The sequence below is a fragment of the Flavobacterium sp. 38 genome (assembly GCF_057799715.1).
This window is the reverse complement of sequence record NZ_JBYNWZ010000006.1, coordinates 173435-194101: the sequence shown is the minus strand read 5'-3', so window position 1 is coordinate 194101 and position 20667 is coordinate 173435. Positions and strand designations below refer to the sequence as shown.

The following is a 20667-nucleotide window of genomic DNA, read 5'->3' as shown; positions in this document are numbered from 1 at the left end:
ATAAGATTCATTATCTAAAAAATGCAACATAGTTTTCTTTGTTAGCTTTCTGATAGTTTGCAATATAAACATCTAAAAAACCGCTTTGTTTTAAAAATTGCAATGGATCTTTTATATTCAATATTTCATCAATTGCTTTTCGTTTGTCTTGCTGATTGTTGAAGTAGGCTTCTGTTATTTTGTAGCCAATCCAATATCCTAAATCATTGGGTCTATCGTCTTTTTTTGAGGTTCCGTACAGCCAATCTTGGTTATCTGTATTTTTCAATCTTGTTACAAACTCTTGGCATAATTTATCTTTATTCTCATTTCCATACTGGTACGAAAGCTCATTAATGGCATCTCCCGAAATAAGTTCTCCAATAAAGTCTGCACCGCCTTCTAGCAAGCACCATTTTAAGAGCATGTCTGTGCTTTGTATATTTTGCTGATAATGTATCAATTCATGTGCAATTAAACCAGAAATTCCGTCCAGATTTTGAAGTTTTTCAGTTCCAATAATAATTCCTTCGGGAGCAGAAGTTCCGCCCGAATTAAATCTTCCGTAAACAAAATAGATAGGAGGGAACTTTGCATTTGGATACCAATATTTTAATGCACTATAAATAGCTCTAACTCGCTTTTCTTTAGCAGAAATATTGTCTAACACATGTCTAGAAAGCTCATAATCAGCTTTTCTTTTCTTGACAACAGCAAAAAGAGAATCAGCGTTGATTATTCTGTTTTCTGTAAAAGCTTTGACACCTGGAGAGCCTTTTTGCATGTATTCCAAAAATGGATTTTCTTTTGATTTGTCCATTTTATCAAAAGCTATCCAGAAACTTTTTGTATCTGCTGTTTCAAAAACGGCATCCAAAGGATTTAAGGAGAAATTATTCTGCCCAAAAACAGAATTTTGAATATAAATGATGCTAAAAAGAATAATATACTTTAGTTTCATGTTTTTTTCAGATTATTAAATAAGGTTGGTAAATCTGAGTTAGATTAAATTCTCTCATAAATATATTTTAAATATAATAAAAAGCTTTAGCTCTTGTAAATCTATAGAAAAATCAATAAATTACAGTCAATAAAAAACTTAAAAAATATAGATGAAAGAGCAGAAAGATTGGTCAATAGATGAAATACAAAAAATATGGCAATTGGTTTCTAGACTGCACAATAGTCAGAAATATGGAGGGTCAAAAGATGGAGAACAAGTTGAATATATAAATCATATTGGGAGTGTTGTTTTTGAAACTATAAAAGCAATTCAATTGACGCCTTCTATAAATGCCGATTTGTCCATAAAATGCGCTATGCTGCATGATACCATTGAAGACACTGATATATCTTATGAAAAAATAAATGATCTTTTTGGAAAAGAAGTGGCAGATGGAGTTTTAGCATTGACTAAAAACAGCCAAATTGAAAGCTCATCTGAAAAAATGCTGGACAGCTTAAGAAGAATAAAACAACAGCCAAAGGAAGTTTGGGCAGTTAAAATGGCCGATAGAATATGTAATCTCTACGAACCGCCATTTTATTGGAATGATGAGAAAAAGCTCATATATATTGAAGAAGCAGAAACGATTTACCGTGAATTGAAAGATGCAAATGACTATTTAGCAGAAAGATTAAAAAACAAAATCAAAGAATATCATCGTTTTGTAGAATCGCCTAAAGTTGAATCATAGCAAAAAAACTCCTCATTAAATTGAGGAGCTTTGTTCTTCCTTCGTCAATCTATCCAATTCTTTAAGCAAAGTAGGAAATCTAAATTCTCCCGCCATGCTTTCTACTTTTTTATAAGCTTCATCCAAATCAATTCCGATAGAAGTAATGTAAAGCGCTTTTTTGCTGTCTCCTCTATAAAGTGCTTTTTTATTCTTTTCTATAGAAGCAAAATTCGTTTTGGCAACACCAATAATCGGAATTTCTTTGTTTAGTTTTTCATATAAATAACCGCCTAAACCATATTTGTTTTCATCATCTAAATAAACAAATCCGTCGACTACAATAACTTCAATAGTAGAAAGGTCAATTTGTTTTAATAAACTTAAAATGCATGGCAATTCTCTTTTATAAAATTCACCTGGAATATATTCTTCCACATTGTCTATTGTTTCAGAATGAATTTTAAAGTTTTTATCTTCATTCCATTCTGCAAATTCAAGACAGATTGTTTTTGCTTTTTGGTCAAAATAATACGTATCAAAAGCTAAGATCATGTTGTTATGGTATATTTATTTGGGATTTACTTTCTGCAATTCGGCATACATTTCATTTAAAAAGGACTGCTGCTTCATATCGTCTTTAAAATAACGCTGATTGTTGACGCTACAGTCTTCTATATCAGCAATATTCAGTTTATTAAAAGACCAATCGTCAGTGTTTCTTATTGTAATTCCTAAATCATCATTACAGCTTTTCCAAAGTTCTGAGAATTTAGTTTTTTTATCTTCACTCAATTTGCTAAAGTCAGCCGTAACGGTATAACCGTGCATTTCTGAATTGAAAAATTTATCAATAGATTTCACAGGAACACCGCCCCAAATTAATTCTTTTCGATCAGGAAATTCAATTGCAGTCAATTTTTCTTCGCTTAATTTATGTTCCATTTTTCCTTCATTAAAAAAGCTTTCTTCATAAACCAATTTTGTTCCTACTGGAACTTGAATTTTCTTTACTATTAAAGGTTCTGTGGTTATAAAAAAGGGATAATTTGGCGCTGAATTTCCACCGGTCGGATTCATGTTTCCGACGCAGCCTGTTAAGAGTATCGTAAGCAAAAAAGAAAAAGGCTTAAAAATTTTCATAGAGATCTATTTTTTCTTTCAATACAATATTGAGAGTCTAAATTTAGAAAAACCTTACAAAGAATAACGCTTTCAGCTAAAATTAATTTAAAAACTTTTATACAAGAAAATAAATCAATAGCGTAAAGATTCTCTTGCCAACATTTAAGGAATTTATTTAGTAACTTAGTTACAAATCAAAAAACTAAAATTATGATCACTAAAATGATATGGGCCAATTTGGTTTGTAACGATATACAGAAAACAATTCAATTCTATACCGCTCTAGGTTTTAAACAAAACGGAACCGAAACAAAAGAATTGGTAAGTTTTGTTTTTGGAGAAAATGATTTTGTAATTAATTTTTTCGCTCCAAAACGACTGGAAGATGCTGTAAAAGGAAAACTCTCCAACACAGCAATCGATAACGAAATTGTATTTTCTTTGTCTGCAAGCAGTGTAGAAGAAGTAGATCTTTGGTATGAAAAAATAAAAGAAATAAACGGAACGATTTACTCCGAGCCAGAAAACTTTGAAGTCGGCTATACTTTTGGCTTTGCAGATCCAGATGGACATAAATTTAATTTTTTGTATTGGCCAGGAATGTAGTTTAATCAATTATTCGTCGTCTGAACCACAATATTCATTATAGAAAAAGACCATATCTTTAATGTTTTTTTTGGTAAATTTCTTGTTGTTAATTCTTTCTATGACTTTTTTACAATCGCCAAAGTATTTTTTTGCTCTTATATTAAAACTAAACTCAATATCTGTAGCATATGGTTCATTTTTTCGTTTTACATATAATGCTTCTGTCGTAGCCCAAACAATATCTTCATCAGAAGGTAATTTTCCAATTGATATATTTGTATCTCTGCCGCTATAATAAGCTTTTGCATATCGATAAAGATTTACATTTCCTTCTTCAATAACTTGAAGTAACTTGGGTTTTGAATGTTCAAATTCAACGTATTCATACTTTTCAGAAAATCCATAGGCAGAAAAAACTAATCCTTTTGCAAAGTCATAACTCCATTTATCTGCTTTATCTTCTTGTTTTACTTTAAAATAAATGGCATTATTTTTAATTTCAGCAAAGCCCTCAATAGAACTGTTGTCATTAAAAATTATTGATGCCTCTCTATAATCCTGACTAAATCCAAGATTGATAAAAAATAAAAATAGAAGCTGTAGAATTAATTTCATTGTTTGTTTTTATATCCGCTAATATAAATATATCTATAGTATTTTTTGCCATAAGACAAATTCTCAATAAAAACTTATGACTAACTTTCGTGCATGAAAGAATTAGTAAATTACATATTACAGTTTGGCAATTTAAATCAGCAGCAGATTGATTTGATTTTGACGAAAGCCAAAGAAAAAGAAATCAAAAAAGAAGACTATTTTTCTGAGGCCGGAAAAATAGCTGCTGAAGTTGGTTTTATCGTAGATGGCATAATGCGTGTCTGCTACTACAACAACAAGGGCGAAGAAATTACAAAATACTTTATCGACGAAAATAATTTGGTTGTTGACTTAGAAAGTTTCGACAACAATATCTGCTCGTCTGCTTATGTGCAAGCCGTTACAGATTGCAAAGTTATCGTGTTTTCTAAATCCGATTGGCAAGAATTACTTAACACGATCGTAGGCTGGGACACAATTGTACATAAAATCACTTCAAAAGCTTTGATTCAGAAAGTGGCAAGAAGAAGTCCGCTGGTTTCAGAAGACGCTACAACACGTTATTTATCTTTTATGGAAATGTTTCCAAAAGTAATTAATCGAGTTCCGCTTTCATATTTGGCTTCTTATTTAGGAATTACGCAATCTTCTTTAAGCAGAATTCGAAAAAATATTCGTTAAAAATCGCTTTTTGCCATATGGCAAATGTTTTTGTTTTTAATCGATGCAACTTTGCCTCAGATAATTTAAAAAGATAAAAATGAAAACAGTATTAATTACAGGCGCAAATAGAAGCATTGGTTTAGAAACGGCTAAACAGCTTTCAGCAAAAGGATTGTTCGTTTATTTAGGAACGCGTGATCTTGCAAAAGGAGAAGAAGTTGTAAAAGAATTGAATGGAAATGGATTTCAAAACATTCAAGCCATTCAAATTGATGTTACCAATGCAGAAAGCGTTTTAGCAGCAAAAAATACAGTAGAAAAGGAGCAAGGCAAATTGGATATTCTGATTAATAATGCTGGAATTCTGGGAGATACTCCGCAAGATGCATCTACAACTTCGGTAGAAAGCATTCAAAAAGTTTTTGATACGAATTTCTTCGGGGTGATAAGCGTTACGCAGGCTTTCATGGAATTATTGAAAAAATCTGATAGTCCTAGAATCAGCAACATTACTTCGGGATTAGGTTCTCTGACTTTGCACAGCGATCCAGCTTGGAAATATTATGCCATAAAAGCCGTTTCCTATGTTTCTTCAAAAACGGCTCTAAACGCATTTACGGTTACTTTAGCTCATGAACTGAAGGATCTGAAATTCAAAGTAAATTCAATTGATCCTGGCTATACAGCAACCGATTTTAATCATCACAGTGGACCGCAAAGTGTAGAAAAAGCTGCCACTTTTATTATAAAACATACTTTGGTTGACGAAGATGGACCAACTGGAAAATTTTTCAGTCCAGATATTGAAGATGAAAGCGAGGAAAGTCCATGGTAAAAAACAAAAAACCTTTCAAAGTCATTGATTTTGGAAGGTTTTTATCATTTTAATAACTATTGTTTTACTAGAAAAGTGGTAAATTTAGCCTGTTATTAATTTCAAGATACAAAACAATGTCAATTACTACAGAAGCCGAATTAGCAGGAATGAAAAAAGCAAGTGAAGCAGTCGCTTTTACTTTAAAAGAAATGAGAAAATTTGCCCAACCCGGAATGTCTACAAAAGAATTGGACGATTATGGAGGTCAAATTTTGAATGATCTGGGAGCGAAATCTGCGCCATTTCTAACTTACGGATTTCCTGGTTGGACTTGCATTAGTGTTGATAACGAATTTTGCCACGGAATTCCATCTGAGAAAAGAATCTTGAAGGAAGGCGATTTAATTAATATTGATGTTTCTGCAGAGTTAGACGGATTTTGGTCAGATAACGGAGGATCTTTCGTAATTGGTTCTGATGTAAATGAACACCAAAAACTGGTTGAGGCTTCTAAAGATATTTTATATAAAGCAATTCATAGCATAAAAGGCGGAGTCCGTATTTCTGATATCGGATTTTTAATTGAAACTGAAGCGAAAAAACGAGGCTATAAAGTCATTAAAAATTTAACGGGACATGGAGTAGGGAGAAGTCTTCACGAAGCGCCGCACGAAATTGCGAATTACAGAGATCGCTTTAACCAAACGAGATTTAAGAAGAATTCTGTAGTGGCTATTGAAACTTTTATTTCTACGGCTTCAACTTTTGCCGAAACCTTAAAAGATGGCTGGACAATGGTTGGAAACAAAGGCGGTTTTATGGCTCAGCACGAACATACCATCGTAGTTACAGAAGGAAAACCAATTATTTTGACCGAAATGAATGAAATTTGGAATTAAAAAAAACGTATAAAACCAAAACTCCATTAGAAATAATGGAGTTTTTGATTTTATTAAACCGCTTCCCAAAGTTCAATTTTATTGCCTTCAGCGTCCATTATATGTACAAACTTACCATAATCGTAAGTTTCGATATTATCAAGAATAGTAACGCCATTTTCTTTTAATTGAGCTACAAGTCCTTCAATATTCTGAACACGGTAATTGATCATAAAATCTTTTTTGGAAGGAGAGAAGTAATCGTCTCCTTTTGGAAAAGGACTCCACTGCAATGAATTTACCTGATCAGGATTTTCTAAATCTCTCGATTCAAAAGTCGAACCCCAATCGTTTACGTCTAATCCCAAATTTTTAGAATACCAATTTTTGGTTTCACTTGGATTATCCGAAAAAAAGAAAATGCCTCCAATTCCAATTACTTTTGGTGTTTTATCATCTTGATTTTCCATAGAAATAACTATTTAAAATTTCTAAAATTGATCTTTTTTAGTTGAATCTAAGGTATTAAATAAATGCTTGCATTTTCATTTTTTATGGTTTTAAGCTATATTTACACAACCGACTTAAGTAAAATCATATTGTCATGAACACAGAAAGAATTTACAAAATACTATTTTCTAGCGTATATCCATTATACATTCAAAAAGTCGAAAAGAAAGGAAGAACGAAAGAAGAATTAGATACTGTAATTAAATGGTTAACAGGTTATAGCGACACGCAAATTAAAGAACAAATTGAAAAGAAAGTAGATTTTCAGACTTTCTTTGCTGAAGCTCCAGAACTTAATCCGAATGCTTCTAAAATTACGGGAGTTATCTGCGGCTATCGTGTAGAAGAGATTGAAGATCCATTAATTCAAAAATTACGCTATCTAGACAAATTGGTCGATGAAATTGCGAAAGGCAGAAAAATGGAAAAGATTTTAAGAGAATAAAAAAAGACCTTCAAAAATAATTTGAAGGTCTTTTACTTTTAAACTCGTAGTAAACCTCGAAAACCTCTCGCAGCGTAATAAGAATCGGCACCGTTATGATATACAAAAACGGTATTGTATCGGAAATCGGAGAATATCGCGCCTCCTAATTTTCGTATTTCTGGCGGAGTTAAAATCCAACTCGAAGTTTTGGCATCAAATTTTCCTAGCTTTTGCAATTCTTTGTATTGCTCTTCATTTAAAATTTCAATTCCCATTTCTTGTGCCATATTTATAGCGCTGTCAGCGGGTTTATGTTCTTTTCTTTTCTCGAGCGCTTCATGATCGTAGCAAATACTCCTGCGCCCTTTCGGACTCTCAGCAGAACAATCTACAAAAAGATATTCATCTGTGTTTTTATCGTAACCAATAACATCGGGTTCGCCTTCAGTTTTTTCCATTTCGTCAAGCGATCCTAATTTTGCTGGATTTGCTTTTAGTTTGGCTTCAATTTTTGCCCATTCCAGATTTTCATGGCGGTTTTTATTATTCTCAAAACGTTTTTCAAGAATACTTAAAAGTTCTTCTTGCTCGTTTGCTGTCAGTTGTTTTTTCATGTTCTTTAGTTTTAATTAGAAGTGCATTTTCTGTTCTCTGGCCTGAAATACCAAGAAGTTACAGTTAAAACAATTAATAAACTTGGACCGAAAAGGGCAGATACGCCATCTCCGACCGCTAAATGCGAAACAACCGCTCCAGACATGGCAAAAAAGAAACCGGCATAAGCCCATTCTTTTAATAAACCAAATTTCGGAATTAAAATGGCAATAACACCCAAAAGTTTCCAAACGCCTAAAAGCGTTAAAAAGTAAAGCGGGTAGCCCAAATACTGTATCATTTCAGCTTCTTCTTTTACAGGTATAAGCTGTACAATTCCGGTTGCTGTCATTCCTAGTGCCAGCCAAAGCGTGGCAATCCAATAAATAATTCTATTTCTTTTTGACATGATTATTTTATTTTAGGTTAGTTACAATTTCTTCTAGTCTGTTATGTGCCATATTTAAACCTTGAGCAAATGGCAGTTTCATTTGCGTTGTTCTGTGCTCAATCGATTTGTATATGATCTGCATCGTCAATTTGCTGGTGTCATCGGTTATTTTTTCGAACTCTAAAAACTCCAACTGAGGCGCAAAATTGATATTGTCCATTTCAAAAGTGCGTACTATTTTTTCGTTTGGAACAAAATCATGAATAACACCATTTGCTTTAAAAACGACATTTCCGTTAGCATCGCTGGTTTCAAACTCCCATCCGCCATGTTTCTTATTTTCAAGCTTCAATACTTTTGTTCCCATCCATTGTGCCACAATTTCAGGTTCAACATAAGCTTTAAATAGCAATTCTACTGGCAGATCAAATTCTCTTGTAATCACAAGATCATGCCTGTTGTCTTCTGCGTGAATTTTGGTTTTCTTTTCCATGGTTTATTTTTTATAGTTTTTCATGATAGCTTCTAACTTATTAAAACGATCGTCCCACATTTTTCTAAATGGCTCGATAAATTGGTCAATTTCTTTCATTTTTTCTGGATTTAAATGATAATAAATTTCTCTTCCGCTTTGTGTTTGATGTAATAGTTCGCATTCGTTAAGAATTTGAATATGTTTTGAAATCGTCTGTCTCGACGAATTAAAATTCTCTGCAATTGCCCCAGGAGTCATGGCCTGAACAGCAACTAAACTTAAAATAGCTCTTCGTGTAGGATCGGCTATAGCTTGAAAAACATCTCTTCTAATTTCCATTATGCAGTTATTTGACTGCAAATATAATGCAATCATTTGACTGCGCAAAATAAAAAATGGAGAAACTTCAAAAAAGAAATTCCAAACTCCAACACTAAAAGAATTGGAATTTGGAATTTCAAAAATTGGGATTTTCCTTATTTTTAAAGCTTAATTTGATAAGATTCAGTTAAATATTCATTTTCAGAATATCCATTTGTTTTCCACAACAACAAATCATTTAATAGATCTAAAGTTGGGTTTTCTGAAGGTCTATTATCGTAAACTTGCGCGTAATCTCCAATAGTCCATTCTACTTTATCTACTTCTTTATATTTAGAATGTTTTTCCAATAATGTATTAGGAATTTTGAAAGGTTTTATTGTTGAGCTTCCTGCACTTTCTTTACCATTAAAATTGAGAATGTAAGTAAAGCTATTAGCAGCATATTTGTTTTTATAAAATGAAACACAAGTTCTCGAAAGTGTTTTGTCTGGAAAAACTGAAGCATGTTTAAATGTATATTGATCTCCAGTTTTGCTTACACTTTGCCCTTGAAGTTCTTTTATTACAACAGAAGAAGGAATCTCTTTTTTATTACTTTCAGCGACGTAAGAAGTACTTCCAGCTTTTGCCGAATAAGCCAATCTCCAAAAACTCATAGGCACTTCTTGATTATTACTTATGTACCAAATGTTTTTCCCTTCATTAATATGATTAAAAGATCTAACAATATCCCTTCTATCAGCTTGTTTGTTGTAGGTATACAAAAACATGTTTTCATACGGAAGATTATTTGCATTTACTTCCACAGCTTTAATCTCTGTAGGTACAAAATCACTTTTATTTAAGGTAATAACATCATTGTCTCCAGGATAATTCTGAATAAGCGTATCTAAATCTAAATACTTCACGTACGGTTTGTTGGTGCTCTTGTCGAAGATTAATAACTGATATCCATATTTCTTTTCTTGAGCATCATTTCCTTTCGTAAGAGTAACATCAGCATAAGTGTATCCATTTTCGACTTTATTCCATTTTAGGCTGGTAAAAGTTACGTTACCGCTATAGCCAAAATAAGCCGTACTCATGAATCCATTTTCCATTGGCGCATTATCATCTCTTTTTCCAAAGTCTTCTACTTTAATCTTAAAAGTTTTACGATATGTTTCTTTATATAACTCAAAATTCTGTTTATTAGAAAAAGTTTTGCCTACAGGAACACTTTTTATATGCTGAATCGTAATACCATTAACTATCTGAAAATACAATATATCAATCTTATCTCCATTATATTTTCCTTTTAAATTCCATTTTAATGAATCACCTAAACTGCCGTAATTCAACAATTCGCCTTCAGGAGTATAGGCTGCAAGATAACCTTTGATATCGCCAGTGTAGGCATTACCAAAATCTACAGAGAATAACACCTTAGATTGCTGGTCAGGAGTTGGTGTTTCTGTCGCTTCATCATTTTGACAGCTATAAAGAAATAATGCAAAAAATGCACTTAATGCGACCTTACAGTAAAAATGTTTCATAATTAGGAAAGATTTAGGATTATTTTTCAAATATATAAATTTATCTGAATTTAATTACAAGTTAGAATAAATTGCTCTTTTCAAGATTAATCTAATCCTGCAAACTGAAAAGGCTTAGTTTCTTTGAAATTTATCAGCGAATCTCCAGAATAGTTTTCATTATTGGCTAGACTAAGTTTCTTAATTTTTCCCTTTTCGCTAAAATCAATCTTACTGAATTCGACCCAAATCACATTCGGATTCAAAACATTGTCGAAATAATACACTAGATTTTTTTGGTCTGCAACCGTTCTCCAGCGGGTAGAAGAGATGTTTGGTTCTGTTTCCGATGAAATTCCCAAAGGAACAGAGCAATTTCTTATAACACCAAAAACACTTGCCAGAGCCGTTCTAGTGTTATCAGTTTTCGGAATCGCATCTATATAGTAAGAAGCTCTTACAAAACGGTCTGCCGCGCGGTTGGTTCCAGGAAGCATAATCGTACCAGGAATTCCTTTCCAATACGCATTAATAGCCAATTGCTGATCGAAAATTGGAGAATTGGTCATTGCAACATATTTTCTATCGTGGTGAATTACTAGCTTTCCATTTATATACTCAAAAATAGCATTGTCACCGCTAGAATCAGAAATGGAAAGATGTACGGTAGCAAAAATATTGGTTCCCGGAATATGCGATGAAGTAATTACAAAATCGTTCTTTTCTAATGCCGCTACGGTTTCTGCTACTGTCGAAAAATTATCTAAAACATATTGCAGCCATAAAGAAACGGCCAAACCTTTCACTTTTCCATTCTTTTCAAATGCAGGATATTGCGATTCTACAAGCCATAGAAGATTGCCCACAAGTCCCTTTTCGTTCATTCCGTCTGAAGAAGCGATATCCCACGAACTGGTTACCACGCTTCCGTACTTAGACTTCCATTTAATAGAACTAGTTCCAACTTCTCCAGATCTTTCAATTCCTCGGGGAAAAATCCACAAATTGGCAGGAATCTCTCCGCGCCAGTCCATTGATCGTGCGGTAATAATAGTACCGTTCAATCCTTCGTAAACAATTCTTGTACAAGGCAGTACAGTTTCGGTTATTAATAATGTTAAAGCTAATAGGGCAGGAAAAAATCTGTTTTTTGGTTTCATAGTTTTAGACATTTAATTAAACGTTAAGTTCTGATTTTCAACAGTTTGTTTTGGAGGAGAAATAGCTCTCAAAAAGCCTCTCTGCAATTTACAGCTTTTATGTAAAAAATTGGCTATAAATTAAAAGTTATAAAAGTAAAAATATTATTTAGAATAATTATAAATAGTTTTGAATTTTAATAAAATAAAACTATTTTTGATGCCTTCAGAATATATTTTAAACACAATATAATGGCAAAAAAGCTACTCAGAATATTTAAAAGATTATTTATTGCACTTTTAATTCTAATTCTTATCGGATTTCTATTTGAACAAATTGCCCGTTTTTACTTTGATAATAAAAGTCCCGATGAAAAAGAATTTGTAGAAATTAACGGAAGAAAAATTCATTATAAAAAGCTAGGAAACGGTCCTTGCACCATAATTTTTGAATCTGGTTTAGGAGGAGATCATTTGCATTGGCAGGATATTCAGAAGAAACTTTCTAAAAAATACACTACTATATCTTACGATAAAGCTGGAATTTTGTGGAGCGATCCTTCTAAAGATATCTCACTAAAAAGATATTCGGATGATTTAGAAACGATTTTGAAACAAACCAATTGTCCCAAGCCGTACATTTTAATCGGACATTCTTTTGGCGGAATCACGCCAAGATTGTTTATTCGAAAAAATAATAAAGATTTGGCAGGAATTGTTTTTGTTGATGTTTCGCATCCTAAACAGCTCGAAAAATCATCAGAAGCCTTAAGAAATTCTGTTCAGCCACCGCCAAGAAAGTTTTTAAGTTTTTTAAATGAAATTGGGCTTATTAGAATTTTATATAGCAGTACTGCTTTTACAGGCGCTGTTCCAAAAGAACATTGGTTCAATCAAAACGTTAAAAACTATTTCTACCGCATTTTTGACGGAATGATGGCAGAGCTTGAAAATGACGATAAATTGATGAAAGAAGCTTCTGAAATCAATGACTTTGGTTCAATTCCGTTAACTATAATTACTGCTAAATACCCAGTTGGAGTAGAAGGTGCTAGAGACAAAAAACTGGAAAAAGAATATTTAGGTATCCATAATGCATTACAAACCGATTTATTAAAGCTATCCACAAACAGCAATCAAGTTTTTGCTTCAAAAAGTGGACACTATATCACGCTTCAAGAGCCCGATTTGATTTGCAACGAAATTGAAAAACTAGTGCCAAGATAGGTCTGACGCTAGTTTTTTCTATTTTTTTAAAGTAAAATACTTTTTTGGATATTGATTTGCTCCAGAAAGGATTGATCGTGTGAAATCACGATTAAAGTTCCCTGATATTCATTGATTGCCGCCGTCAGGATTTCAATATTTTGAATGTCTAAATTGTTTGTCGGTTCATCCAAAATTATAATCTCTGGGGAATCGTTGCTAATGGTCAGACAGCAAAGCATTAAACGCATTCTTTCGCCTCCGCTTAAAGCATTGCAAGGTTTACCCCAATCATTTCTGGAGAATAAAAAGCGATTCAATCTCATTTTTATTTCATGTTCTTCCAAACCACAATCATTAAAAACCTGAGCTTGCTCGTAAATTTTAAGATTCTGATTTAATAAAGAATAATCCTGATCGATATAAATTGCTTTTTTTGCTAATGAAGTCATTTGCCCTTTCGTTGGACTCAACTCTCCTAGAATAATTTTGATTAAAGTTGTTTTTCCCGAACCATTCAATCCTTTTATCACGAGACGATCGCCCGATAGAATTTCAAAATTGAGATTTTCATTCCAAAGAAATTTTTGATCATAATTATAATTGAGATCCGAAGCTTTAAAAAGCGTTTTCCCTTTTACAAAAGAAGCATTATTAAACCCAAACTTCATTTGATCGATTGCGGGTAGAGAAGAACGCAACTGTCTTAAATCTTCAGAAATGCCATTGATTTTTTCGGTATGAACATCTTTAAGTTTTGAACTGCTGTTTTCGGCTTTATTTCGAAGCGTATTCATCATAATTCTGGCGACACCCGATTTTTCCTGTTTCTTTTTGCCTCGAGCATCTAATTTGTTCTGACGTTCAATCGTTTCTCTTTCTTTTTCTTTGGCTTTCCGCAATGCCTTTTCTTTGCTTTGAACATCTTGTTCTAAAGCATTGTTTTCAATCTTTTTTTGTTCGCTGTAAAAATCATAACCTCCGCCATAAACCGAAATTTCATTTTTAGACATTTCTAATGTCTTATTTAAAAGATTGAGCAAAGTTCTGTCATGACTTACAATTAAAAGCGTACTTGTTGTCGATTTTATAAAATCATATAGCAATGTTCTGGCAGCGAAATCTAAATGATTGCTCGGTTCGTCTAGCAAAATTAAACTCGGTTCATGAATCATAATTCCTGCCAGAAAGACTTTTGTTTTTTGTCCACCGCTTAAGGTTTCCATTTTCTGGTTCAAATCCAAATCATGTAGTTGCCAATACGACAAAGCTTCAGTACAGCGATCTTCTATAGTCCAGTCATCATCTAATAATTGAAGATTTTCTTCGGTTACAATACCTTCAAGTATTTCTTTAAGTGAAGTTATTTTTTCTTTTATACGTAAAGCTTCAGCAACGGTAAGATCATTAAACTGACCAAACAATTGCGGAACAAAATAGGGCTTTGAATCTTGGATAATCTGCCCTGAAAAAGCAGTTAAGTCGCCTGCAATAATTTTTAATAAAGTTGATTTTCCAACACCATTATTGCCGACTAAAGCGGTTTTGTCTTGATTGTTGAGTGTAAAACTAATGTTTTGAAACAGCATGTCTTTATTCTCATGCTGATAGGAGATATTTTGAAGAATAAGCATAATTCCTTTCTTTTATAGATAAATATTCTAGCCTCCACATATTGTAGATGCTTCTAAATTTTCCTGAAAGAAATTATTTTTCACATAAAGCGCTGCTTGTTTTAAGAGTTGCAAAGGTATTTATTTTCGCTTAAAAAATCAAAAAACCATTCTCTACAATTATAAAGAATGGTTTTTTGTATCGAATTAGAATATAATTCTTCGTTTAAATTTTATCAAATGTTAGTTTGGCTTCTTTGGTATCTAAAATTAATTTATCCTCTGTTATAGTACTTTCGCAAGGATAAGGAGTACCAACTTCATCTTTAATAACAAGGCTTTTTCCTTTTTTTGTTAAAGCATAAGTTCCGTCGGTAATTTCACGAAGCAGGAATCCTGTAACATGCCCATCTTCTGTAAAAGTAAGCATTCCATTGGTTAGAATTGCGTTTTTAGCAGAATCCGAAAGAGGCATTTTAGCTTCGACAGCGCTAACTTTCCATGAATTTACTAGTTTGTTTCTTTTATTATGACATGAAACCAATAGTACGACAGCAATGGCAATTACGAGAGTAAATAATTTTGAGTTTTTCATGATTTTGAGATTAAAAGTTAAACAGGAAAAAGTTACAAAAAAAAATGATATTAAAATATTAGGTATCAAATATTTATAAAGATTTTTTTTACTTCTTAATTTGAATTGCTTTTAATTCGGAAAGTCTCTGTTTTCGGTACTTTAACTGATAACCAGCATTTTATAAACAAACCTAAAATGGAGCTAAAATTTGTCTAATATGCTTTTTAAGATGGATTAATTAAGAGTCAAAGCTCCTAAAATTTCCTCATACATGAACGGTCCTCCAGGATAAGTTGCTGTATAATCTAAATTCATCCAGACTTGACCGCGCTCGTCTATGTGATAATGCAGTTTTTTACCGTAGCTTTCTTTTGTAAAAAGAACATTTTTGATCAGATAATTGACTTTTTCCAAATCAATCATCGAACCAATTAAAATTTCTGGATAAATATGCCCTTTGGTATGAATAAGGCGCGGAGTTCCGCCGATAGAGCGTATGGCGGCGGCCATCAAGATAGAGTGATCGTCGCAATCGCCAGAGAAATACTCTAAAGATTCGCTGGCGGTTGCGATGTAATCACCTTCTTTTGGATCGTTAACATAATTCCATCTGCCGTTTATTTCTTTAAAAACAGCAAAACACTGAATAATGGTTCGATAATCTGAATAGCCTCTAATTCCTTTAAAATGTTTGGTTGTTGCCATAATAGCAAAGTTTCGCACTTTGGGATTTTGGTATTCTATAGCATTAATAATCTTTGTTTTATTGGGAAACGGAAGCAGTTTTGCTACAATAATATCTTGCGGATACGGATTGTCTGACATTGTATAAATCATCGAATTGTAATCTTCTGAGATTTCGCTAAAACCATAATTTCCAATCACAGATCCGTAAAAGAGAATTAAAAGATAAACGGCAACGCACAAAATAATTATCGTTCTGAGATACATCAGAAGAAAAAATACTGCGGTAAAAACAAAAATAAAGATGAATACGCGATCTAGATTGAATGCCCATTCTAAATCGATTAAATTTTGATGCAGTATGATGAAAATCGGTATGGTAATTAAAAGGCTCAACAGCATTATAATAATCCTGTCCCACGGTGATTTCACCTGCAGCTTGGATTTTAAATACGGTAAGTCAATTTTAGGGAATTTCATCATACGAATCAAAAAGCAGTATTTACAATGCTTTTACTGTTTCTACAAAAATACTTTTTTTATCAATAATTCCCAGATCAAATAATTGATTTTGAATTTTATTAAATGATTTTTCTGTCAAATTTTTCTGTGACCACTGCGTCAGTTTCAGCCATTCTTTAATATCTTCGGCTTTCTGGTTAAACAGCTTCGATAATTTCTTGTCAATCTCTGGAATCTCTTTAAAATCAACGGTTGTTTTGTTGATTATTTTAAGAATGGTTTCTACCGTTTTAGCATTCTTTTTTAAGAACTCATCGCGCACGACAATGATAAAAGAAGGCCAAGGAGTAGGGCAGTCGTCAATTCTTCTAAAAATGCCTTTGTCTACAAGAGGTTTCGTCATAAAACGTTCCCACATAAAATAATCGGCTTTTTTATTGGTCAAAGCATCAACAGCGCCATCGATCGTGTTTACGATTTCAAATTCAAGATCGTCCATTTGCCAGCCTTGCTCATTGGCATTTACATAAGCCATTAATTGCGATCCTGAACCAAGTCTAGAAATAGCCGCTTTTTTGTTTTTAAGATCTTTAAGTGTCTGAAAATCAGATTTTGCATCAACGTGAATTCCCCAGATTAAAGGAGATTGCACATAAATCTGAACAATTTTACTCGGATTGCCGGCCGAGATATCTTTTAGAATTCCTTCGGTCAGTATAACAGCTAGATCTGTTTCTCCGTCGCGAAGCATTTGACACATTTTTCCTGTGCCTTCAGGAACATTTGTCCATTGTAAGTCGATGTTCTCTTCTTCAAATTCGCCGTTTTCAATACAGAGATGCCACGGCAAATTGAAGTGTTCCGGAACACCCGCAATTTTGACAGTTTTCATTTATTTTAAGTTTAAGTTAAGTTGCTTGGTATGCGTATGCGTAATCTAAATATATAAGGTATGGTTAGTCTTGTTTTGTTACTCAATTTTTTTAACACATAGAAACATAGTTTTAGCAAACTGAAAAAAGGTGTTTCACTCATTTGAATGCACATAGCAAACTATGTGAAAGAAATATTTTTCTCTCTGTCTTCTTTTTTAGTAAATAGACACTATGTTTTTATGTGTTAAATTAAGCTTTTACTTTTAGTTTTTTAATAAATCTGCCCTATGTTTTTCTGAAAGGCAAGGTTCTGCAAATTCGATAATTTCTTGAGATTCATATTCGTTCAAAAGACTTCTTACCAAAGAATAATCTACATCTTTGGCTATTTCTGCAGCAAAAAAAGTTTCATTCAAACCTTCCGACAAACAATTAATTGCCTTTAATTTGTCTCGGATAATTTCTTTGTCAAACCCTTTTTCCAGAATAGCAATTTGAACAATTGAGTTTCCAGAATTCTGAATTGTTTTTCGATGCATAAAACGCTCTTCTTTTTCATCGTATTCTGCATAAAAAATGTCGTCTGTAGCAATCAAAGGCCCGAAAAATGGAATATTATCCAGTTTAAAAAGACCTTTCTCCAAATCTATAATTTCTGCCCACATGGTTTCAGATACTACTTCGTCTAGATAATCACTATAGTATTTAAATAGTATTTTTTTATGAGTTTCCTGTTCCATTCTTTAATTTAATTTTGTTGCTTTTAAAGGCGAAATTACGATGCGATAACCGTCTGGATCAAGAAACATTCTTCCATTTTCATTCCAGTAAGGATTTACAGCTTTAATAAATTCAATATTATGATCCATAATTTGAATGTACAGCAAATTGTATTTTCGAATTGTATCTGGATAAAGAACCAATAGGTCATCTTCATCAAAAACATGAACTGCCTTCGTTTCAGATTGCGTAAATTCAAAATGCCAGTCTAAATCTGGTCGCCCGATAAACACGCCGTCATAATTATTATGATTCTGAAAACCTCCTAAACGTTCAAATCCTAAAACATTGACGTAGAAATTTTCAATTTCTTTTAAATTATTTGTGTGTCGCGCAACTCTTAAATGCATTTGAATTTATCGTCGGTTTTAAAATCATTTAATTTATAATTGACTAATTTTCTAATTAACTCAATTATCTAATTATTTCTCTGCCAGTTTATTTAATGTATACGCAATCAATTCATCTACTGCTTTGTACGGATCCTCACTAAAAGTTCCGCTGGCACGATTTGCAATGATAGCATTAAGCGATAAAGCATTGTGTCCTAAAAGCGCAGAAAGCCCGTAGATTGCTGCTGTTTCCATTTCTAAATTAGTGATTTTAGTTTCATTAAAACTAAAATTATCCATTTTATTATTCAATTCTTCATCTTGAATATTCAGACGCAAAACTCTACCCTGCGGACCGTAGAATCCGCCGGCTGTTGCTGTAATTCCTTTAAAAATTCGATCAGATTCGATTAATTTTTCTAGGGTTTCAGAACATTTTATAACATAAGGTTTTCCTTTTTTAGGATCCCAATTGGTATGTTTTACAAATGCATCTTCAATTTCTGCAATAGAAACGTCATCAATTAAGTAGGAGCGAAGCATATTGTCTAATCCTAAACCAAATTTAGACATTACAAAACTATCAACTGGAATATCTTCTTGTAACGAACCCGAAGTTCCAATTCGAATAATATTCAAAGAAGTCAATTTTTCTTTTGGTTGGCGCGTTTTCAAATCAATATTGACTAATGCATCAAGTTCATTCAACACAATATCAATATTATCAGGGCCAATTCCTGTAGAAACAACAGAAATTCTTTTGCCTTTGTAAATACCGGTTTGAGTTTTAAATTCTCTTTTTTGAGCAGAATGTTCGATTGAATCGAAAAACTGAGTGATTTTTTCTACTCTATTTTGGTCACCAACAAAAATAATGTCGTGTGCTATATGTTCTGGACGAAGGTTTAAGTGGTAAACGCTTCCGTCTGGATTTAATATCAATTCTGAAGATTGTATCATTTTTTTCTTTTTAAGGTTCTGAGGTTCTAAGAAACAAATGTTCAAAGGTTTCTAATCTAAAATCTAAAATCAGAAATCTAAAATTTCTCACCCTCCGACTCTTTTGGTTTTAAATCCTTTTTCTTTTAAGATTGCCATAATTTTATCGCGGTAATCGCCTTGAATTATGATCGAAGCGTCTTTAAAAGTTCCGCCCACGCTTAATTTGGTTTTGATTTCTTTGGCTAAGATTTTGAAATCTTCGTCTGAGCCTTCATAACCTTCAATTATGGTTGTTGCTTTTCCTTTTCTTTTTTCAAATTTACAGATCATTGGCTCTTTCTGAACATAAAGAACATGTTCTTGTTCTTCAATCTGCTCAGGTTCATTCGATTCTTCGTGATCTGGAAATAAATTTTTTAATTGATCTTTTAAATCCATAAAATTTTATGCTAAAAATAAATTCGAATAAATATAAAAAATTAAATTCCAAATCCCAATACGAGTTTGGAATTTGGAATTTATAATATTGAATTAAAAAGTTTATTTTTTAATTAAACCTAATTCTACTAAACGTTCGTACAAGAATTCACCCGCAGAAATATCTTCAAATTTCTTTGGATTTTCTGCATCAATACAGTTTTCTAGACAGTCCAGACGCATATCGCTTACTGGGTGCATGAAAAACGGAATTGAATAACGTGAAGTTCCCCACAATTCTCTCGGCGGATTTACCACTTGGTGAATTGTAGATTTTAGTTTATTGTTTGTGTGTCGAGACAACATATCTCCAACATTAATTACTAATTCATCGTCTTCAGCAATAGCATCAATCCATTCACCATCGTGATTTTGAACCTGTAATCCTTTACCTTGAGCTCCCATCAGCAATGTAATCAAGTTGATATCGCCGTGAGCCGCTGCACGAATTGCATTTTCTGGCTCAGAAGTAATAGGAGGGTAGTGAATTGGTCTTAAAATAGAGTTTCCTTCTTTTGCATATTCATCAAAATAAAACTCATCCAAACCTAAATGTAAAGCCAAAGCTCTTAAAACATAAACACCCGTTTTTTCTAGTTTTTGATACGCTTCTTTACCAACTGCATTAAATCGTGGTAATTCGGTAACTTCAACATTGTCTGGGTATTCAGAAGCCCATCTTGAATCTTTGTCAACGTATTGACCAAAATGCCAAAATTCTTTCAAATCTCCTTCTTTACGGCCTTTAGCATGTTCTTTTCCAAAAGAAACATAACCTCTTTGTCCGCCAATTCCAGGGATTTCATATTTATGCTTAGTTTCTATTGGCAAGGCGAAAAAATTTCTAATTTCACCATAAAGTTCGTTCACCAATTGATCATCAAGGAAATGACCTTTTAAGGCTACGAAGCCAATGTTTTCAAATGCACTGCCGATTTCATTTACAAATTTTTGTTTACGTTTCGGGTCGTCCGAAAGGAAATCACGTAAGTCTACACTAGGAATGTTTTGCATACTTTACA

The 20667-nt window shown here is 32.8% G+C and carries 27 protein-coding genes; 7 read left to right on the top strand and 20 right to left on the bottom strand.

Annotated elements, in window-relative coordinates; translation table 11 throughout:
* Positions 1 to 10: 10 nt before the first annotated feature.
* Entirely contained in the window at positions 11 to 940 is a 930-nt protein-coding gene (locus AC3E9W_RS16295) for a DUF2268 domain-containing putative Zn-dependent protease (RefSeq protein WP_488769157.1), read from the bottom strand.
* 151 nt (positions 941 to 1091) lie between these two features.
* On the opposite strand from AC3E9W_RS16295, the gene AC3E9W_RS16290 reads away from it, so the two are divergent.
* Positions 1092 to 1676: an HD domain-containing protein gene (locus AC3E9W_RS16290; protein ID WP_488769156.1), complete on the top strand. Its 585-nt coding sequence runs from the start codon at positions 1092 to 1094 to the stop codon at positions 1674 to 1676.
* A gap of 15 nt (positions 1677 to 1691) precedes the next feature.
* Here the strand turns inward: AC3E9W_RS16290 and AC3E9W_RS16285 are convergent, their stop codons facing one another.
* The gene (locus AC3E9W_RS16285) at positions 1692 to 2210 is read right to left on the bottom strand and encodes an endonuclease V (RefSeq protein WP_488769155.1); all 519 of its coding nucleotides are present in this window, start codon (positions 2208 to 2210) and stop codon (positions 1692 to 1694) included.
* A 15-nt stretch (positions 2211 to 2225) separates the two neighbouring features.
* The gene (locus AC3E9W_RS16280) at positions 2226 to 2798 is read right to left on the bottom strand and encodes a hypothetical protein (protein ID WP_488769154.1); all 573 of its coding nucleotides are present in this window, start codon (positions 2796 to 2798) and stop codon (positions 2226 to 2228) included.
* Between the two features lie 192 nt (positions 2799 to 2990).
* Here AC3E9W_RS16280 and AC3E9W_RS16275 point away from each other — a divergent pair, with 192 nt between their 5' ends.
* Positions 2991 to 3386, top strand: a complete 396-nt coding sequence (locus tag AC3E9W_RS16275; protein ID WP_488769153.1) for a VOC family protein — start codon at positions 2991 to 2993, stop codon at positions 3384 to 3386.
* Between the two features lie 9 nt (positions 3387 to 3395).
* On the opposite strand, the gene AC3E9W_RS16270 is transcribed toward AC3E9W_RS16275, so the two are convergent.
* The gene (locus AC3E9W_RS16270) at positions 3396 to 3983 is read right to left on the bottom strand and encodes a hypothetical protein (RefSeq protein WP_488769152.1); all 588 of its coding nucleotides are present in this window, start codon (positions 3981 to 3983) and stop codon (positions 3396 to 3398) included.
* 93 nt (positions 3984 to 4076) lie between these two features.
* Here AC3E9W_RS16270 and AC3E9W_RS16265 point away from each other — a divergent pair, with 93 nt between their 5' ends.
* From AC3E9W_RS16265 to map, 3 genes are all read left to right on the top strand, one after another.
* Positions 4077 to 4646, top strand: a complete 570-nt coding sequence (locus tag AC3E9W_RS16265) for a Crp/Fnr family transcriptional regulator (RefSeq protein ID WP_488769151.1) — start codon at positions 4077 to 4079, stop codon at positions 4644 to 4646.
* A gap of 79 nt (positions 4647 to 4725) precedes the next feature.
* Positions 4726 to 5463: an SDR family oxidoreductase gene (locus tag AC3E9W_RS16260; protein WP_488769150.1), complete on the top strand. Its 738-nt coding sequence runs from the start codon at positions 4726 to 4728 to the stop codon at positions 5461 to 5463.
* 116 nt (positions 5464 to 5579) lie between these two features.
* A complete protein-coding gene (gene map / locus AC3E9W_RS16255; protein ID WP_488769149.1) occupies positions 5580 to 6344 on the top strand; it encodes a type I methionyl aminopeptidase in 765 nt (254 codons plus the stop codon).
* Positions 6345 to 6397: 53 nt separating this feature from the next.
* On the opposite strand, the gene AC3E9W_RS16250 is transcribed toward map, so the two are convergent.
* Complete coding sequence (locus AC3E9W_RS16250) at positions 6398 to 6793, bottom strand: VOC family protein (RefSeq protein ID WP_488769148.1); 396 nt, start codon at positions 6791 to 6793, stop codon at positions 6398 to 6400.
* 134 nt (positions 6794 to 6927) lie between these two features.
* Between AC3E9W_RS16250 and AC3E9W_RS16245 the strand changes: the two genes are divergently transcribed.
* Entirely contained in the window at positions 6928 to 7278 is a 351-nt protein-coding gene (locus AC3E9W_RS16245; RefSeq protein ID WP_306155094.1) for a DUF2200 domain-containing protein, read from the top strand.
* 38 nt (positions 7279 to 7316) lie between these two features.
* Here AC3E9W_RS16245 and AC3E9W_RS16240 read toward each other — a convergent pair whose 3' ends face one another.
* The 6 genes from AC3E9W_RS16240 to AC3E9W_RS16215 form a co-directional block, all read right to left on the bottom strand.
* Positions 7317 to 7874, bottom strand: a complete 558-nt coding sequence (locus tag AC3E9W_RS16240; RefSeq protein ID WP_488769147.1) for a DUF4256 domain-containing protein — start codon at positions 7872 to 7874, stop codon at positions 7317 to 7319.
* A gap of 11 nt (positions 7875 to 7885) precedes the next feature.
* A complete protein-coding gene (locus AC3E9W_RS16235; RefSeq protein WP_488769146.1) occupies positions 7886 to 8263 on the bottom strand; it encodes a DoxX family protein in 378 nt (125 codons plus the stop codon).
* A gap of 7 nt (positions 8264 to 8270) precedes the next feature.
* A complete protein-coding gene (locus tag AC3E9W_RS16230; protein ID WP_306155100.1) occupies positions 8271 to 8738 on the bottom strand; it encodes an SRPBCC domain-containing protein in 468 nt (155 codons plus the stop codon).
* Positions 8739 to 8741: 3 nt separating this feature from the next.
* Positions 8742 to 9059, bottom strand: a complete 318-nt coding sequence (locus AC3E9W_RS16225) for an ArsR/SmtB family transcription factor (protein ID WP_488769145.1) — start codon at positions 9057 to 9059, stop codon at positions 8742 to 8744.
* Positions 9060 to 9202: 143 nt separating this feature from the next.
* Positions 9203 to 10579, bottom strand: coding sequence for a hypothetical protein (locus tag AC3E9W_RS16220; protein ID WP_488769144.1), 1377 nt, complete (start codon positions 10577 to 10579; stop codon positions 9203 to 9205).
* Positions 10580 to 10665: 86 nt separating this feature from the next.
* Positions 10666 to 11718 (bottom strand): linear amide C-N hydrolase, encoded by a 1053-nt coding sequence (locus tag AC3E9W_RS16215; protein WP_488769143.1) that lies wholly within the window; start codon positions 11716 to 11718, stop codon positions 10666 to 10668.
* A 231-nt stretch (positions 11719 to 11949) separates the two neighbouring features.
* On the opposite strand from AC3E9W_RS16215, the gene AC3E9W_RS16210 reads away from it, so the two are divergent.
* Positions 11950 to 12924 carry an alpha/beta fold hydrolase gene (locus AC3E9W_RS16210; RefSeq protein WP_488769142.1) on the top strand — a complete coding sequence of 325 codons (975 nt, stop codon included), beginning with the start codon at positions 11950 to 11952 and terminating at the stop codon, positions 12922 to 12924.
* Between the two features lie 26 nt (positions 12925 to 12950).
* On the opposite strand, the gene abc-f is transcribed toward AC3E9W_RS16210, so the two are convergent.
* From abc-f to AC3E9W_RS16165, 9 genes are all read right to left on the bottom strand, one after another.
* Positions 12951 to 14537, bottom strand: a complete 1587-nt coding sequence (gene abc-f / locus AC3E9W_RS16205) for a ribosomal protection-like ABC-F family protein (protein ID WP_488769141.1) — start codon at positions 14535 to 14537, stop codon at positions 12951 to 12953.
* 205 nt (positions 14538 to 14742) lie between these two features.
* Entirely contained in the window at positions 14743 to 15111 is a 369-nt protein-coding gene (locus tag AC3E9W_RS16200) for a hypothetical protein (protein WP_306155111.1), read from the bottom strand.
* A 216-nt stretch (positions 15112 to 15327) separates the two neighbouring features.
* Positions 15328 to 16260 (bottom strand): transglutaminase-like domain-containing protein, encoded by a 933-nt coding sequence (locus tag AC3E9W_RS16195; protein WP_306155113.1) that lies wholly within the window; start codon positions 16258 to 16260, stop codon positions 15328 to 15330.
* Positions 16261 to 16279: 19 nt separating this feature from the next.
* Positions 16280 to 17131, bottom strand: coding sequence for a substrate-binding domain-containing protein (locus AC3E9W_RS16190; RefSeq protein WP_488769140.1), 852 nt, complete (start codon positions 17129 to 17131; stop codon positions 16280 to 16282).
* A 246-nt stretch (positions 17132 to 17377) separates the two neighbouring features.
* Positions 17378 to 17854 (bottom strand): DUF4265 domain-containing protein, encoded by a 477-nt coding sequence (locus tag AC3E9W_RS16185; protein ID WP_306155116.1) that lies wholly within the window; start codon positions 17852 to 17854, stop codon positions 17378 to 17380.
* A gap of 3 nt (positions 17855 to 17857) precedes the next feature.
* A complete protein-coding gene (locus tag AC3E9W_RS16180) occupies positions 17858 to 18244 on the bottom strand; it encodes a VOC family protein (protein ID WP_488769139.1) in 387 nt (128 codons plus the stop codon).
* A gap of 72 nt (positions 18245 to 18316) precedes the next feature.
* Positions 18317 to 19186: a nucleoside phosphorylase gene (locus AC3E9W_RS16175; RefSeq protein WP_488769138.1), complete on the bottom strand. Its 870-nt coding sequence runs from the start codon at positions 19184 to 19186 to the stop codon at positions 18317 to 18319.
* Between the two features lie 87 nt (positions 19187 to 19273).
* A complete protein-coding gene (locus AC3E9W_RS16170) occupies positions 19274 to 19606 on the bottom strand; it encodes a translation initiation factor (RefSeq protein WP_456892844.1) in 333 nt (110 codons plus the stop codon).
* Positions 19607 to 19708: 102 nt separating this feature from the next.
* On the bottom strand, positions 19709 to 20659 hold the full coding sequence (locus AC3E9W_RS16165; protein ID WP_488769137.1) for an isopenicillin N synthase family dioxygenase: 951 nt from the start codon (positions 20657 to 20659) through the stop codon (positions 19709 to 19711).
* Positions 20660 to 20667: the final 8 nt, after the last annotated feature.